The organism is Ruegeria sp. CH6, assembly GCF_056537005.1.
Genome location: NZ_JBQFQS010000001.1, coordinates 695,409 through 710,233, shown reverse-complemented (window position 1 = coordinate 710,233; position 14,825 = coordinate 695,409). Strand labels below are relative to the sequence as shown.

Genomic DNA, 14,825 nt, shown 5'->3' with positions numbered 1-14,825 from the left:
CCTCAGAATGACAACCGCTGCCCAGGCAGATGCCACGACCTTTCCGCCGTCCGCCGACACTGTAGCCCGCGCGCATGTCAACGCTGAAAAATACAACGAGATGTATGCGGCCTCCATCAACGACCCTGTGGCATTCTGGGATGAGCAGGGCAAGCGGGTGGACTGGATCAAGCCCTACACGCAGGTCAAGGATGTCAGCTATGACTTCGGCTCTGTTGGAATCAACTGGTATGCGGACGGGACGCTGAACGTTTCCGCCAACTGCCTGGATCGACATCTGAAAACCCGCGGTGATCAGACAGCAATCATCTGGGAGCCGGATGATCCAAATGACGAAGCGCAGCACATCACATATGCCGAGCTGCACCGTCGCACCTGCCGGATGGCCAACATTCTGGAATCGATGGGTGTACGCAAAGGCGACCGGGTCGTTATCTATCTGCCGATGATCCCCGAGGCGGCCTATGCCATGCTGGCATGCGCCCGGATCGGCGCAATCCATTCGATTGTTTTTGCTGGATTTTCCCCCGACGCTCTGGCTGCCCGGATCAATGGCTGTGACGCCAAGGTTGTCATCACCGCAGACGAAGCCCCTCGTGGTGGTCGTAAAACCCCGCTGAAATCCAATGCAGATGCAGCGCTGCTGCACTGCAAGGACACCGTCAAATGTCTGGTTGTAAAACGCACGGGTGGCCAGACCACCTGGATCGACGGTCGCGACTACGACTACAACGAAATGGCGCTTGAGGCGGATGACTACTGCGCGCCAGCTGAGATGAGCGCCGAAGACCCGCTGTTCATCCTTTACACCTCAGGCTCGACCGGTCAGCCAAAGGGCGTTGTACATACCACCGGTGGTTACCTCGTTTACGCTTCGCTGACCCACGAGATTACCTTCGACTATCATGACGGCGACATCTACTGGTGTACCGCGGATGTTGGCTGGGTCACCGGCCACAGCTACATCGTCTATGGCCCTCTGGCGAACGGAGCGACGACGCTGATGTTCGAGGGTGTACCGACCTATCCGGACGCGAGCCGGTTCTGGCAGGTCTGTGAAAAGCACAAGGTCAACCAGTTCTACACCGCCCCGACGGCTATCCGCGCCCTAATGGGGCAAGGCAACGAATTCGTCGAGAAATGCGACCTGAGCGATCTCAAAGTACTGGGCACGGTGGGTGAACCAATCAACCCCGAGGCATGGAACTGGTACAATGAAGTTGTCGGCAAAGGGAATTGCCCGATCGTTGATACATGGTGGCAGACGGAAACTGGTGGTCACCTGATGACCCCCCTGCCCGGTGCCCACGCGATGAAGCCTGGCTCGGCAATGAAACCTTTCTTTGGCATTGTCCCGGTGGTTCTGGACCCTCAGTCCGGCGTCGAGATCAACGGCAATGGCGTCGAAGGTGTTTTGTGTATCAAAGACAGCTGGCCCGGCCAGATGCGCACCGTTTGGGGTGATCACGAGCGGTTCGAGAAGACATATTTCTCGGACTACAAAGGCTACTATTTCACCGGTGACGGCTGCCGCCGTGACGAGGATGGTGATTACTGGATCACTGGCCGTGTTGACGACGTGATCAACGTCTCGGGTCACCGCATGGGCACGGCCGAGGTCGAAAGCGCTCTGGTTGCACATGCCGCTGTGGCCGAGGCCGCTGTGGTTGGCTACCCACATGAAATCAAGGGACAAGGTATCTACTGCTACGTCACTTTGATGAATGATCGTGAACCTTCGGATGAGTTGCTGAAAGAGCTGCGCACCTGGGTACGGACCGAGATCGGCCCGATTGCGTCACCAGACGTGATCCAGTGGGCCCCTGGCCTGCCCAAGACCCGTTCCGGCAAGATCATGCGCCGTATCCTGCGCAAGATTGCCGAGAACGACTTTGGCTCGCTAGGTGACACCTCGACCCTGGCCGATCCTTCGGTGGTCGAAGATCTGATTGAAAACCGTGCGAACAAGTGAGGATGTGATGGACGCTGCCACGATCACCACACCCGCTGTTCTGATCCTTCTCGGCCCTCCGGGCGCCGGGAAGGGTACACAGGCGCGGATGCTTGAAGACAAGTTCGGTCTGGTGCAACTCAGCACCGGCGACCTACTGCGCGCCGCTGTTGCGGCCGGGACAGAGGCTGGCAAAACTGCGAAGGCGGTAATGGAGGCCGGTGATCTGGTCAGTGACGAGATCGTCATCGCTATTCTGCGGGATCGCCTGGCTGAACCGGACTGTGCCAAGGGCGTCATTCTGGACGGTTTCCCACGCACCACGGTTCAGGCCGAGGCACTGGACGGGCTGCTGGCGGAAACCGGGCAGAAGATCAACGCAGCGATCAGCCTTGAGGTTGAAGACGCTGAAATGGTGAAACGCATCTCAGGTCGTTACACCTGCGCCGGATGTGGCGAAGGATACCACGACACGTTCAAAGCTCCGGCGGTCGAAGGTGAATGTGACAAGTGTGGCAGCACCGAATTTAACCGCCGCGCTGATGACAGCGCCGAGACAGTTGCATCGCGTCTGGCGGCCTATCACGCGCAGACCGCGCCGCTGATTACTTACTACCAAGATCATGGGGTTCTGAAAGGCCTGAACGCCATGGGCAATATCAACGACATCGCAGGCAATCTGGAAAGGATCGTCAACGACGCGATGAACTAAGGGAAGTCGGCCCGCCCTGAACAAGGGCCGAATTCCTAAAGAATACTTCAATGGACCCGCCTTGGCGGACCGGAGAAGTCTTGCCTGATGCCACGCGGGTATTCGGCATATCGAAAAGCGGCCCTGCGCGCTGGAGGAAATGGACAAAGGGTCGCCCAAGGAGGAAGCAAGGAGGAACCCGCAATGGCGGATCAATCAACAAACTCCGCGCAGACTGCCGAGTCCGATAAGGGCTATTGGCAGGCCAACCTGCGCCTTATCGTCATCAGCCTGATCATCTGGGCGCTGGTGTCATTTGGATTCGGCATCCTGCTGCGTCCGCTGCTGTCAGGTATCCCCGTAGGCGGCACTGATCTGGGCTTTTGGTTCGCCCAGCAGGGATCGATTCTGGTCTTTCTGGTGCTGATCTTCAACTACGCCTGGCGCATGAACAAGCTGGACGCTGAATACGGCGTGGACGAGGAGTAAGCGGAATGGACCAGTTTACAATCAACCTGCTGTTTGTGGGCGCGTCCTTTGCGCTATACATCGGCATCGCGATCTGGGCCCGCGCGGGTTCCACATCGGAATTCTACGCCGCCGGGCGCGGCGTTCACCCGGTCACCAACGGCATGGCGACAGCGGCGGACTGGATGTCTGCGGCCTCGTTCATCTCGATGGCTGGCCTCATCGCCTTTACCGGCTATGACAACAGCTCGTTCCTGATGGGCTGGACCGGTGGCTACGTTCTGCTGGCACTGCTGCTTGCCCCTTACCTGCGTAAGTTTGGCAAATTCACGGTATCAGAGTTCATTGGCGACCGTTTTTACAGTCAGACCGCGCGCATCGTTGCGGTAATCTGCCTGATCGTAGCTTCCGTGACCTACGTGATCGGCCAGATGACCGGCGTTGGCGTGGCCTTTGGCCGCTTCCTCGAAGTGTCAAACACCACAGGGTTGTTGATTGGTGCAGGCGTTGTGTTTGCCTACGCGGTGTTTGGCGGGATGAAGGGCGTGACCTATACTCAGGTCGCTCAGTACTGCGTACTGATCACCGCCTATACTATCCCGGCCATTTTCATCTCGTTGCAGCTGACAGGTAATCCAATTCCTGCTCTGGGTCTGTTCGGTGATACTGCCGGCGGTGAGCCACTGCTGACCAAACTGGACGCCATCGTGACCGAGCTGGGCTTCAACGACTACACTGCCCATCATTCGAATACGCTGAACATGGTGTTGTTTACGCTGTCGCTGATGATCGGTACCGCCGGTCTGCCGCACGTAATCATGCGCTTCTTCACCGTACCGAAAGTATCTGACGCACGTTGGTCCGCTGGCTGGGCGCTGGTCTTCATCGCGCTGCTGTATCTGACCGCACCTGCGGTTGGCGCAATGGCTCGTCTGAACATCACCGACATGATGTGGCCCAATGGTGGCATTGATGGCGGTGCTGTGAAGGTCGAACAGATCGACAATGACGCGCGTTATGACTGGATGGCCACGTGGAAGAAAACCGGCCTGCTGGACTGGGAAGACAAGAACGGTGACGGCAAGATCCAGTACTACAACGACAAGAATGCCGACATGCAGGCGCTTGCCGAAGAAAAAGGCTGGGTCGGTAACGAGCTGACTAAGTTCAACCGCGATATCCTGGTTCTGGCCAACCCCGAAATTGCCAACCTGCCGGGTTGGGTGATCGGTCTGGTTGCTGCTGGTGGTCTTGCGGCCGCTCTGTCGACCGCCGCGGGCCTGCTGCTGGCGATTTCGTCGGCTGTGTCCCACGACCTGATCAAGGGTGCGATCAATCCGCAGATCTCGGAAAAAGGCGAGCTTCTGTCGGCACGTATCGCAATGGCTGTGGCCATCGTTGTCGCAACCTATCTGGGTCTGAACCCACCGGGCTTTGCGGCGCAGACGGTTGCCTTGGCCTTTGGTCTGGCGGCTGCCTCGATCTTCCCGGCACTGATGATGGGGATCTTCTCGACCCGCATCAACAACACCGGTGCCGTGGCAGGTATGCTGGCCGGTCTGACCGTCACCCTGGTCTACATCTTCCTGCACAAGGGCTGGCTGTTCATTCCGGGCACCAACTCGTTCACCGATGCTGACCCGCTGCTGGGTCCGATCAAGTCGACCTCGTTCGGCGCAATCGGTGCAATGGTCAACTTCGGCGTCGCCTATGTGGTTTCCGGCATGACCAAGGAGACCCCGCAGGAGATCAAAGATATGGTCGAAAGCATCCGCATTCCCCGTGGTGCGGGCGCAGCTCAGGACCATTGAGCATGATGCGGCCTCTGGCTACTTTCCAAGGGCCGCGTCTTTCGACTGACTATTCCCGCCCGGCATTCCACCGGGCGGGATTTTTCCAGAATACCGGAGAAATCTGATGCCCCTGTCCCATGAACAGATCACCCGGTTCCTGAAATCCGTTCATCCCTATGACGCCCTGCCCGCCCCTGTGCTCGAGCAGGTCGCAAAACAGATCGAGGTCTGGGAGGTTGATGAGGATTCAGAAGTTTACGATCTGGGCCATACATTGCCCGGCGTATTCGTCATCTATGAAGGTCAGGTTGAAATCACGGATGAGAATGGTGCCATCGTGTCCCATCTCGGTCTTCGTAATTCTTTCGGTGAGCGGGGCCTGCTCAAAAACGGTAAGGCCGCCACCAAGGCGCGGGCGCATGCCCCTTCCATTCTGATTGTCCTGCCTCCGGCTCTGGTGCGCGAGTTGATTGACGGGCATGACGTCGTTTCCAAATTCTTCAACCGCAGCCGGGGTGAGCGGGCTGGTCCGCAAAGTCTGGCCACCAGTTCGGTCGACATTCTGATGGCTTCGGATCCGACGACCTGCCCCCCTTCCACCCCAGTTCAGCACGCTGCACGGACGATGCGGGACAAGGGGATATCCTCACTTTGCGTGACCGACGACGACAACCTGCTGGGCATCGCAACCCTGCGCGATATTTCGGGAAAGTACGTCGCAGATGCGATGGCGCCAGATACGCCAATCTCGGCGATCATGACGCGCAACCCGATCACGCTGTCCCCCACAGATATCGGCTCTGACGTGCTTCACGTCATGATGGAACGCGGCATCGGCCATATTCCCATCACCGACCATGGCCGGCTTGTGGGCATAGTGACTCAGACAGATCTTACACATTATCAAGCTGTAAGTTCGGCCGAGCTTGTACGCAGGATAGCGCAGGCAAATTCAGCTGAAGAAATGGCGTCGGTCACAGCCGAAATACCCCAGCTGCTGGTGCAATTGGTGGCCGGTGGAAACCGGCATGAGATTGTGACCCGCCTCATCACCGATATTGCCGACACGGTGACGCGCCGACTACTCGCCTTGGCGGAACAGAAGATGGGCCCACCGCCGGTGCCGTATCTGTGGCTGGCCTGCGGCTCTCAGGGTCGACAGGAACAGACAGGCGTATCGGACCAGGACAACTGCATGATACTGGATGACGGCGTGTCCGATGCCGACATGACCTACTTCCACGCTCTGGCAAAATTTGTTTCCGATGGATTGGACCAGTGCGGGTATTTCTATTGCCCCGGGGACATGATGGCGACGAACCCGCGCTGGTGTCAGCCTGCCCGTGTCTGGCGCGATTATTTTAGCGGTTGGATCAACAAGCCAAACCCCGAGGCGCAGATGCTGGCATCCGTTATGTTCGACCTGCGCCCCATCGGAGGTGCGTTCGAGCTGTTCTCGGACCTCCAAGCTGATACGCTTGCCAAAGCCAACGCCAATTCGATCTTTGTGGCCCATATGATATCCAACTCGCTAAAGCACACACCACCGCTGAGCTTGTTGCGCGGTTTTGCGACAATACGTTCGGGCGAGCATCGCAATACTCTGGATCTGAAACACAACGGCGTTGTGCCGGTGGTCGATCTCGCCCGCATCTACAGCCTGCAAGGGCAACTGACCCAAGCGAACACACGTGCCCGCCTGAAAGCTGCCGAAAGCGCGGGTGTGCTCAGCGCATCGGGTGCTCGGGATTTGCTGGATGCGTATGATCTGATTGCTGAAACGCGGCTTGAAAATCAGGTAAGGCTGGTCAAATCCGGTGAAAAGCCAGACAACTACATGCCGCCCTCAGCCTTGTCCGACTTTGAGCGAAGTCATCTACGCGATGCATTTGTCGTGGTAAAAACGATGCAATCAGCGGTTGGGCATGGCAAGGGTATGTTGGGCTGACCTGCGGACGGCCAAATCGGGAAACTGAAGGCGCGGTTAGCCGGAAATACGGAGAAGCAGAATGTTTCTGGAATTGGTAGGCACAATCTTCGCAGGGCTCGCCTTTGCAGGTATCGTCATGGTGTTGAACAAGGTGACGGGTGGCCGCCTGCCCCGTTGGGCCGCGCCGGTTGCCGCCGGCGTGGGTATGATCAGCATGACGGTCGCCAGCGAATACTCCTGGTACAAGCGCACAAAGGACACCCTGCCCGAAGGTTTAGCAGTAATCCAGGAGGTTGAAAGCCGCGCTTTCTATCGCCCCTGGACTTACGCTGTCCCCTTCATTGATCGCTTTGCGGCTATCGACACAGTATCGGTTCGCACCCATGAGCAAGTGCCTGACGAGCGGTTGGTTGACCTGTACCTTTTCGGTCGCTGGGCCCCCGTATCCAAAGTGCCTGTGGCTGTAGACTGCGCAGAAAACCGTCGGGCCAATCTGGCAGACGGGGCCGATTTCGCCGATGATGGACGCCTTCTGAATGCCGACTGGATCAAAGTGCCATCCGATGATCCAATCATTGAGGCCACCTGCGGGGTTTGATCATGCTGACCCGTCTGAGCCTACGTCTGAGGATATTTCTGTTCTTTTGCCTGCTGGCTTTTGGCGGTCTTGTCATCAGTTCCGTTGCCTTGTGGATCAGCTATGCACGTGCTGGTGACCCTGATCTTGCCAACGCTTATATATTTGCGGAGATCCTGATCGCCTTCGGCCTGCTGGCGCTGATTGCAGGCGTCTGGCTGTTGTTTGACGACAATGTTGCCAAACCAATTGAGCGGCTATCAGCCGAGCTTCGTGCACGTGCGCATGCCGGGGTCAGCAGCGATCTGGATCTTCAGGCCGCTCGCTATCTGGGGGATCTGGCCCCTGCCGCTGCCGGGCTTGCCGAGCAATTGGCAGAAAACGCGATGCAAACGGCCGAAGCTGTCGCTGCCGAAACCGCGCATCTGGCCTTTGAAAAAAAGCGGCTGACAGACCTGTTGTCTGAAATCCCCGTTGCCATGCTGCTGGCCAGTCCGAAACATCAGATCGTGCTTTATGATGCACAGGCCGCCGGTGTTCTGGCTCAGATTGCGCACCCCCGCCTGAACGCATCTCTCTTTGACTACCTTGAACGAAAACCGCTTACGGATGCGTATGCCAAGCTCATCAAAACCGGGTTGGATGTTTACTGCACCCTGACCAGTGCGGATGGAATGCAGACCTATACCGTGCGCATGAAGCCCTTGGGCGATGCACCGGGATACATGCTGATTTTCGAAGACAGCGTCGCGCGTATACCACCCGAAGCCGCGCGCCCACTTATCTACGACTTTGATCTGCTCGAAACGCCCAGTGATGAGGCGTTTGAAAACCGCGCCTTGTCAGATTTGTGCTTTGTGGTGTTCGACACTGAAACCACCGGATTGTTGCCCCATAAGGACGAAATTGTTCAGATCGGCGCAGTTCGTGTGGTCAAAGGAAAGATCGTCGAGGGTGAGCAATTGAATACTCTGGTTGACCCGGGAATTCCGATCCCGGCTGCCTCGACCAAAGTCCATAAAGTCAGTGACCAAATGGTTCAGGGTGCCCCCGATATCGCACAGGCTGGTCGCATGTTTCACCACTTTGCACGCGATGCCGTTATCGTTGCTCACAACGCACCCTTTGACATGGCGTTTCTACACCGCCATTCGAAGAGGATGGATGTCGAGTGGTCTCATCCAATTCTGGATACTGTGTTGCTGTCGGCAGTGGTGTTCGGGGCCAGCGAAACACATACACTTGATGCGGTTTGTGAGCGGCTGGGTATCACGATTCCAGAGACCCTTCGGCATACGGCTTTGGGAGATGCGGTCGCCACGGCTGAAGCCTTGGTAAAGATGCTACCCATCCTGAATGCACGCGGAATGACCACGTTTGGCGATGTCATCAAGGAAACCCGCAAACATGGGCGATTGCTGGAAGATCTGAACTGATTGGAATTCCTTCAATCCGGATACAGCTTTTCATGGACAATCCCTGCGCAGCGTGGCACCTGAGGCGCGGCTACTGAATGAGCGCGCGATGACCGAGAAAACCTTTACCCCCGGCCCGGATGAAAGCCTTGCGTTTCGTGAGGCCCTGGGGTGTTTTGGCACCGGTGTGACAGTGGTCACAACCAATGCCGCCAACGGCCCTATCGCGATCACCGTAAACTCATTCGCTTCGGTGTCGCTTGATCCACCATTGGTGCTTTGGTGTTTGGCCAAAGATTCCAACCGGTTCGATGCGTTCAGCACGTGCCAGCACTATTCCATTCACGTCATGGCGCAAGAACAACAGGATCAAGCGTTGAAATTCGCCCGCAATGGGCTGGATTTCTCACACGCTGATTGGGAAAGCGATCATGCCGGACGACCCAGGTTAGCTGATTGTCTCGCCCGTTTTGACTGTAGCCTGCACGATTGCCATGAAGCCGGCGATCATTTGATCCTTGTAGGCCGTGTCGAGACCGTAATGCATCGGTCGGGCAAAGGCCTGATCTTCAAGCGCGGGCAATTTGGCGGGTTTGCCGATCTGATCTGATTACTCGTCCAGCGAGCCGTGAATAGCCAACGCTTCCAGCTGAGTTTCCTGCGGCGTGATCACACGGAATGCTTCGTGAACCCCTGCCCCGGTCAGCTCGCGCGCGACAGTCAGCAGCGTGTTGGGCGCATGATCTTCGCACATCTCCGACATATGGTCGATTTCGACCTGTGCCACTTCGATAGCCGCTTCAAGTGATGGAGCGCCGTAGAGACGAACAAAATGCTCAGCGAGGCTCTGTTTGAGCTGCTCTACTTCGGCAGGTTCTATCTGAGTGACCGCCACGAAAGTCACACGTCCAAATGTCTCAAGCCCCAACCACCCATTGGCAAAAGCCTGTCGTGCCTTGCCCTCCAGATCGCCTTCGCCCCAGTTTGAAAACTCAAATCCCCCGGATATGCACCACTCACCGGTTCTTGCCGGAGAGTGAAAGACATTCATGTCGCTTTCATCGAAGTGAATTGCACGGGCCAGTTTCATCGGGTGGTCTCCAACAATTGCGTCAGCGGGCGCAGATGCGTTTCGGCACCATCACGGATCAGCATTCCAAACCGCTCATCCGTGCCGAGAAACACACCCTGATCTCCTAACGGCTCACCTACCCCGCGCAGCAAGCCCATCCATTCACCGTGCAAGGGGGCATTCCCCTCGTCCTGCCAGCGATTGAGCCATGTCAGCATATGTCGTGACCAGCTTTCGACAAGCTGTGTCGGCGAAACATCTGCACAGCCTTCGTCATAAAGCGCGGTAACATCCGGATTATCACCGGGTGCATCGCCGGTTTGCAGCAAGGCAAGCTCCCATCCAACCACCAGCCAATCCGGTATGGCACTTGTATCAGTAGTCGAGGCAGCGGTTTGAAACTGACCACATTTCGCACCGTTCACACAGATTAGTCCGTCCCACCCAAGATGCACCGCCACCTCAGGCGGGGCCAACGCGCCCAGCGCGTTCTGGAAACCAACCGCACATAGCGGAAGCATTGCCATCGCGTCCTGCAGCGATACCTCGGGCGCGAAAACGATCGCCACGCGCAAACGGTCTGCCTGAATGTTATAGACTACGCAGCCGGCATCGCAGCCCAGCGCCGCCATGGCTTGAGCACGTTCAAACGGGTCTTCCCCACCCTGCACAGGATGGCCCGTCAGCAAGGGGGGAAAGACCGGTTCGCTCATGCGTTGCCTTTGGCAATCAGGTCACGAGCGATACGCCGGAACGCCTCTGCCTGAGGACTGTCAGGTTTGCTGACCACGATGGGCGCACCCCCATCAGCCGCCACCCGGATATCCAGATGCAACGGAATCTCACCAAGCAAAGGCACATCCAATGCTGCCGCTTCGTTAGCAACCCCACCATGACCAAACACATGTTCCTCGTGCCCGCAGTTCGAGCAAATGTGGGTGGACATGTTTTCGATCATTCCGACAATCGGCGTCTTGAGCTGCCTGAACATGTCGATTCCCTTGCGCGCATCAATCAGCGCAACATCCTGAGGTGTCGACACGACGATGGCACCGTCCACCTTGAACTTCTGGCTCAGGGTCAGCTGCACATCACCTGTTCCGGGTGGAAGGTCGACGATCAGCACATCCAGCGCGCCCCATTGCACCTGACTCATCATCTGCTGCAAGGCCCCCATCAGCATCGGTCCACGCCAGACAACCGCCTGTCCTTCGTTCGTCATCAGCCCCATCGACATCATTGTGACGCCGTGATTACGCAGAGGCAGGATTGTCTTTCCGTCGGGGCTGGCAGGACGACCTGAAACACCCAGCATTCGAGGTTGTGACGGGCCGTAAACATCCGCGTCCAGCAATCCAACCCGACGGCCTTCGGCAGCCAGTGCACAGGCCAGGTTCGCCGACACGGTCGATTTACCCACGCCGCCTTTGCCCGAAGCGACAGCGATGATCCGGTCCACGCCCGGCACGGCCTGAGGGCCGGTCTGCGAGGGTTTAGGTTTGGGTTTCAGATCTGGTGGCGCCTTATCCGAATGCGCTGTCAGCATTGCAGACACTTTGGACACGCCTTCGACCATCTGCGCAGCTTTTTCTGCGGTGGCCCGTACCGGCTCCATCTTGTCTGCCTGCTTCGGATCAATCTCCAGAACGAAACGCACAGTGTCGTTTTCAACATTCAGCGCACGTACGATACCGGCGCTGACAATGTCCTGACCGGAAACCGGGTCCGTGATCTTTTTCAGGTTCGCGAGAACCGCGTCGCGAATGCTCATGCGTCGCCGTCCTTGATCTGACCTGTCACCACATGCTCGACCTCCAGCCCATCGATGGTCAGAACCATCTTGGCCTCAAAACTCTTGCCCGCGGGGCTTCCCGCCTTACGCAAGCCTTCCTCGATCGCCTGCTGGCTGGTCACACCAACCTGCTTGAGGAATTTGCGCATCGACATATTGTAATCGCCGCTCATCGCATGGGTCTCCGTCTAATTCAGTTCATTTGACGCATTTACCCGATCACCGTTAGGTTGGGCCATGCGCTGTGTGTTGTTGTGCCTGAGCCTGACGCTCTACGCCAGTCCCTCTTGGTCGCAGGAGGAACTTGGCCTTGCAGCGCCGGATGAGGTACAGCAATCCGGTCTCCTCAAACATATTCTCCCACGCTTCTCACTCAAGACCGGGATCCGTGTTGTTGCGGTAGAAACCGGCGAAATGGAGCTGGCGGTCGGCCCCCCGGGTGATCCGGTGTTTGAACGCGACGCTATCATCTACCACCTGCGTATCGAAGACGACGCACGACAACTTAGGTTTCGCGACTGGCTGCTTTCGGACATCGGTAAACGGACCGTTGAGAGTTTTGCCCCAGCAGATGGGGGGGCCTTCAGTGCGAGTTTCGAGATTGCCGCCATGGAAGAGCAGATCGAGATCGACGGCGATGCCGCTCTTGGAGAAGAGCTGTCTCTGACCCATTGCGGGCGCTGTCATGTCATAGGCCCTCAGAACCGTATGAATGGATTGGGCTCGACCCCGTCCTTTGCGGTCTTGCGCGCGATGCCAGACTGGCCCGAACGGTTCGAGGCGTTCTATGTGCTGAACCCGCATCCCGCCTTTACTCAGATCGAAGGCATTACGCCTCCGTTTGATCCCCGGCGCCCATCGCCCATCTTCCCTCTGGCAATCACCCAAGAAGAGCTTGAAGCCATTCTTGCCTTTGTCGCCGTTGTGTCCGCTGCTGATCTGGGCGCACCCCTGCAACTTCAGTGATCCCTGCGCTTACTGAAATAGTCGTCCGTGGTCACAACCTTTGGTTTGGGATTTGATGTGAATGGGTTGTCCTGACTGTGGAATTGCGCCTGAACCCGGCAGTCATCGCACATCTGGATCATTCTAGCCTGCTCGGATGTCGCAAACCTTGGATGCGTACCCGAAAGCTTCTCCATGATCCGTTCAACCGTGGACTTTACACCAAACAAAGCCCCGCACTCGACGCAGGCAAAGGGTTCTTCCTCGTTCAGCACCTTCTGAGATAGCGCCTCGTCGCTCAGGTTAAGTTGTGGCACCAGCGTGATCGCATTTTCCGGACAGATGGTCCGACACAACCCGCATTGCAGGCAAGCATCCTCCTGAAAATTGAGCTGTGGCATATCGGGATTATCGATCAGAGCCCCTGACGGGCAGAGCGAAACACAACTAAGACAAAGGGTACAGGCATCTGTGTCGACGGCGATTGCGCCATACGGAGCGTTTTCTGGCAGTGTCAGCGGCTCCGCAGCTTCGGGGTTCAACGCCTGCGCCGCAAGGCGAGAGATTTGACGACGATTACCCAAAGGCAATACGGCGTCCTGCAACGGCGCTGGCACATTCTGCGTATAGAGAAGCTCCGTCAGGGCATCCGGATCCGCCTCATCAATCAGACCAAGACCTTCCTGCCCCCCTATAGCCTGTGCAAGAATAAGCTCGCGCTCCAAAGCATCTCGTTCCGTTTTGGGTGACATCAGTACATCGACCCGCGCAAAGCCATGGGCGAGCCCGGCCAGCATCTCGGCATGTCCAAACCCGGAAACCACTCCCAATTCCAGAGGAATGACATCAGCGGGCAGCCCGCGCCCAAAACGAGCAGCCATGCGGATCATCTGAGCGCCATGACCATCATGCACCAGAAGCCTAGGCGCCTGCCCACCCGCCCGGCGATAGGTTCGGGCCAGAATGTGCATCCTTGAGAGCAGAGCAGAAACTGGCGGATCTTCATACGTAATCGCTGTTGACGGACAAAGCGCTGCACATTCCCCGCAGCCCGCACAGATCATCGGATCAATTTCAACATGCTCTCCTGCAGGTGTGATTGCTCCGGTTGGACAGATATCCAGACAATTCGAACATCCTACCTGTTCGGCTCGCGAATGGGCGCACAGAGTCTCTTCGACACGAACATAGAGAGGCTTTTCAAAAGTCCCGACCAATTGGGCCGCATCGAATGCCAAAGCCGCGATCGCGACCGCATCTCGCGGATCAGCCCGCAGATATCCCTCTCGCTTGTCGGGCGCAGTAACCAGGGGCATGCCACCTGTTAGATCAACAACAATATCACAACCCGAAACGGCACCATCACGTGATCCGCTCCACCCAAATCCACCGCGACCGCCAGGCTCAAGCTGCTGCAGATTGTCTATACGCAGGCTAAACCCGCCCAGTGCACCACTGAGTGATTTGATCTGCCCTCGCACAACATCATAATCCCGGCTCATTGGTTCGGCGTCGTCTGTGGTAAGAACGGTTACTGCAAGCACAACAGATAGGCGCTGAGCCAGATCAAACGCCACATCGCCAGACCCGATAATGCAACATGTGCCCTCACTGACAACATCCACGCTGGGCGTTACCGGTTGGGGCAGCATTGCTTCGGCCGCCAGCGCTGCGATCTTTGGAGAGGCATCTTGCCCCTCTTCCGACCAACCAGCGCGATCTCGCAAATCGACGAACCCAGGCTGGTTCACCCCCAGTTCATCCGCTAGCTCGGAAAAGACCGAGGCCTCCTGCTGGCAGGCAATGACAATGCCATCCTCATGTTGCATGAACTCAGCAGCGGCTCCGATCTCACGCGTACAAAGCGCAGTGTGAACCTTCGAGCATTCCAAACCGCACGTTGAAGATATCAGCTCAGAATTCAGCGCCTGAGTTCCTGCGCAATCGCAAAGCAAGAGTTTTGCGGCCATATCCTCCCCCGGGGTCTTCTTTCCGTCCTCTTGCACCTTAGGCTAAATCACGTCGGCGGCAATGCGAGGCAGTCCTCAAAACGAAAAAACATGCATTATTTTTCACATTTTGATTTCACCGCAACTTTTCATAGGAAAAAATACGAATAAACAGTTGGTGATTACGACATTTTCATATCACTCTGGGCTTGGCAGACGACTGAGTTATGTACCATAGTACA

General features: G+C 57.1%; 14 protein-coding genes. 9 read left to right on the top strand and 5 right to left on the bottom strand.

The genetic code is table 11. From position 1 onward, the window contains the following. Positions 1 to 7: 7 nt before the first annotated feature. From acs to ACR0CW_RS03575, 8 genes are all read left to right on the top strand, one after another. Positions 8 to 1,972: an acetate--CoA ligase gene (gene acs, locus ACR0CW_RS03610; RefSeq protein ID WP_480786842.1), complete on the top strand. Its 1,965-nt coding sequence runs from the start codon at positions 8 to 10 to the stop codon at positions 1,970 to 1,972. A 7-nt stretch (positions 1,973 to 1,979) separates the two neighbouring features. Then, a complete protein-coding gene (locus ACR0CW_RS03605; protein WP_480786928.1) occupies positions 1,980 to 2,663 on the top strand; it encodes an adenylate kinase in 684 nt (227 codons plus the stop codon). A gap of 183 nt (positions 2,664 to 2,846) precedes the next feature. Next, a complete protein-coding gene (locus ACR0CW_RS03600; RefSeq protein WP_155138626.1) occupies positions 2,847 to 3,131 on the top strand; it encodes a DUF4212 domain-containing protein in 285 nt (94 codons plus the stop codon). A 5-nt stretch (positions 3,132 to 3,136) separates the two neighbouring features. After that, positions 3,137 to 4,921, top strand: a complete 1,785-nt coding sequence (locus tag ACR0CW_RS03595; protein WP_480738700.1) for a sodium:solute symporter family protein — start codon at positions 3,137 to 3,139, stop codon at positions 4,919 to 4,921. A 106-nt stretch (positions 4,922 to 5,027) separates the two neighbouring features. Beyond that, complete coding sequence (locus tag ACR0CW_RS03590; protein WP_480786841.1) at positions 5,028 to 6,851, top strand: DUF294 nucleotidyltransferase-like domain-containing protein; 1,824 nt, start codon at positions 5,028 to 5,030, stop codon at positions 6,849 to 6,851. Between the two features lie 61 nt (positions 6,852 to 6,912). Then, positions 6,913 to 7,431, top strand: a complete 519-nt coding sequence (locus ACR0CW_RS03585; RefSeq protein ID WP_480786840.1) for a hypothetical protein — start codon at positions 6,913 to 6,915, stop codon at positions 7,429 to 7,431. Between the two features lie 2 nt (positions 7,432 to 7,433). Further along, complete coding sequence (locus tag ACR0CW_RS03580) at positions 7,434 to 8,846, top strand: 3'-5' exonuclease (protein WP_480786839.1); 1,413 nt, start codon at positions 7,434 to 7,436, stop codon at positions 8,844 to 8,846. Positions 8,847 to 8,934: 88 nt separating this feature from the next. Continuing rightward, positions 8,935 to 9,435 (top strand): flavin reductase family protein, encoded by a 501-nt coding sequence (locus ACR0CW_RS03575; protein WP_170332909.1) that lies wholly within the window; start codon positions 8,935 to 8,937, stop codon positions 9,433 to 9,435. On the opposite strand, the gene ACR0CW_RS03570 is transcribed toward ACR0CW_RS03575, so the two are convergent. Genes ACR0CW_RS03570 through ACR0CW_RS03555 form a run of 4 tightly spaced genes read right to left on the bottom strand, consistent with a single transcriptional unit; the run spans position 9,436 to position 11,862 of the window. Further along, positions 9,436 to 9,915 (bottom strand): DUF6505 family protein, encoded by a 480-nt coding sequence (locus ACR0CW_RS03570; RefSeq protein WP_480786838.1) that lies wholly within the window; start codon positions 9,913 to 9,915, stop codon positions 9,436 to 9,438. Further along, a complete protein-coding gene (locus tag ACR0CW_RS03565; protein ID WP_480786837.1) occupies positions 9,912 to 10,610 on the bottom strand; it encodes a biotin/lipoate--protein ligase family protein in 699 nt (232 codons plus the stop codon). The genes ACR0CW_RS03570 and ACR0CW_RS03565 overlap by 4 nt, the downstream gene beginning before the upstream one ends. Further along, positions 10,607 to 11,668: an Mrp/NBP35 family ATP-binding protein gene (locus ACR0CW_RS03560; RefSeq protein ID WP_155143548.1), complete on the bottom strand. Its 1,062-nt coding sequence runs from the start codon at positions 11,666 to 11,668 to the stop codon at positions 10,607 to 10,609. The genes ACR0CW_RS03565 and ACR0CW_RS03560 overlap by 4 nt, the downstream gene beginning before the upstream one ends. Then, entirely contained in the window at positions 11,665 to 11,862 is a 198-nt protein-coding gene (locus tag ACR0CW_RS03555) for a DUF6494 family protein (protein WP_155143546.1), read from the bottom strand. The genes ACR0CW_RS03560 and ACR0CW_RS03555 overlap by 4 nt, the downstream gene beginning before the upstream one ends. A 64-nt stretch (positions 11,863 to 11,926) precedes the next feature. Here ACR0CW_RS03555 and ACR0CW_RS03550 point away from each other — a divergent pair, with 64 nt between their 5' ends. Continuing rightward, positions 11,927 to 12,655: a c-type cytochrome gene (locus tag ACR0CW_RS03550; RefSeq protein ID WP_480786836.1), complete on the top strand. Its 729-nt coding sequence runs from the start codon at positions 11,927 to 11,929 to the stop codon at positions 12,653 to 12,655. Here ACR0CW_RS03550 and ACR0CW_RS03545 read toward each other — a convergent pair. Further along, positions 12,649 to 14,604, bottom strand: coding sequence for a 4Fe-4S binding protein (locus ACR0CW_RS03545; protein WP_480786835.1), 1,956 nt, complete (start codon positions 14,602 to 14,604; stop codon positions 12,649 to 12,651). The genes ACR0CW_RS03550 and ACR0CW_RS03545 overlap by 7 nt on opposite strands. Between the last annotated feature and the right edge of the window lie 221 nt (positions 14,605 to 14,825).

Bases quoted from the DNA above. Each gene is read 5' to 3' on its own strand.
- ACR0CW_RS03545 (WP_480786835.1), bottom strand. From the start codon at position 14,604: ATGGCCGCAAAACTCTTGCTTTGCGATTGCGCAGGAACTCAGGCGCTG.
- ACR0CW_RS03575 (WP_170332909.1), top strand. From the start codon at position 8,935: ATGACCGAGAAAACCTTTACCCCCGGCCCGGATGAAAGCCTTGCGTTT.
- ACR0CW_RS03570 (WP_480786838.1), bottom strand. From the start codon at position 9,915: ATGAAACTGGCCCGTGCAATTCACTTCGATGAAAGCGACATGAATGTC.
- ACR0CW_RS03580 (WP_480786839.1), top strand. From the start codon at position 7,434: ATGCTGACCCGTCTGAGCCTACGTCTGAGGATATTTCTGTTCTTTTGC.
- ACR0CW_RS03565 (WP_480786837.1), bottom strand. From the start codon at position 10,610: ATGAGCGAACCGGTCTTTCCCCCCTTGCTGACGGGCCATCCTGTGCAG.
- ACR0CW_RS03590 (WP_480786841.1), top strand. From the start codon at position 5,028: ATGCCCCTGTCCCATGAACAGATCACCCGGTTCCTGAAATCCGTTCAT.
- ACR0CW_RS03560 (WP_155143548.1), bottom strand. From the start codon at position 11,668: ATGAGCATTCGCGACGCGGTTCTCGCGAACCTGAAAAAGATCACGGAC.
- ACR0CW_RS03555 (WP_155143546.1), bottom strand. From the start codon at position 11,862: ATGAGCGGCGATTACAATATGTCGATGCGCAAATTCCTCAAGCAGGTT.
- ACR0CW_RS03585 (WP_480786840.1), top strand. From the start codon at position 6,913: ATGTTTCTGGAATTGGTAGGCACAATCTTCGCAGGGCTCGCCTTTGCA.
- ACR0CW_RS03605 (WP_480786928.1), top strand. From the start codon at position 1,980: ATGGACGCTGCCACGATCACCACACCCGCTGTTCTGATCCTTCTCGGC.
- ACR0CW_RS03550 (WP_480786836.1), top strand. From the start codon at position 11,927: ATGCGCTGTGTGTTGTTGTGCCTGAGCCTGACGCTCTACGCCAGTCCC.
- ACR0CW_RS03595 (WP_480738700.1), top strand. From the start codon at position 3,137: ATGGACCAGTTTACAATCAACCTGCTGTTTGTGGGCGCGTCCTTTGCG.
- acs (WP_480786842.1), top strand. From the start codon at position 8: ATGACAACCGCTGCCCAGGCAGATGCCACGACCTTTCCGCCGTCCGCC.
- ACR0CW_RS03600 (WP_155138626.1), top strand. From the start codon at position 2,847: ATGGCGGATCAATCAACAAACTCCGCGCAGACTGCCGAGTCCGATAAG.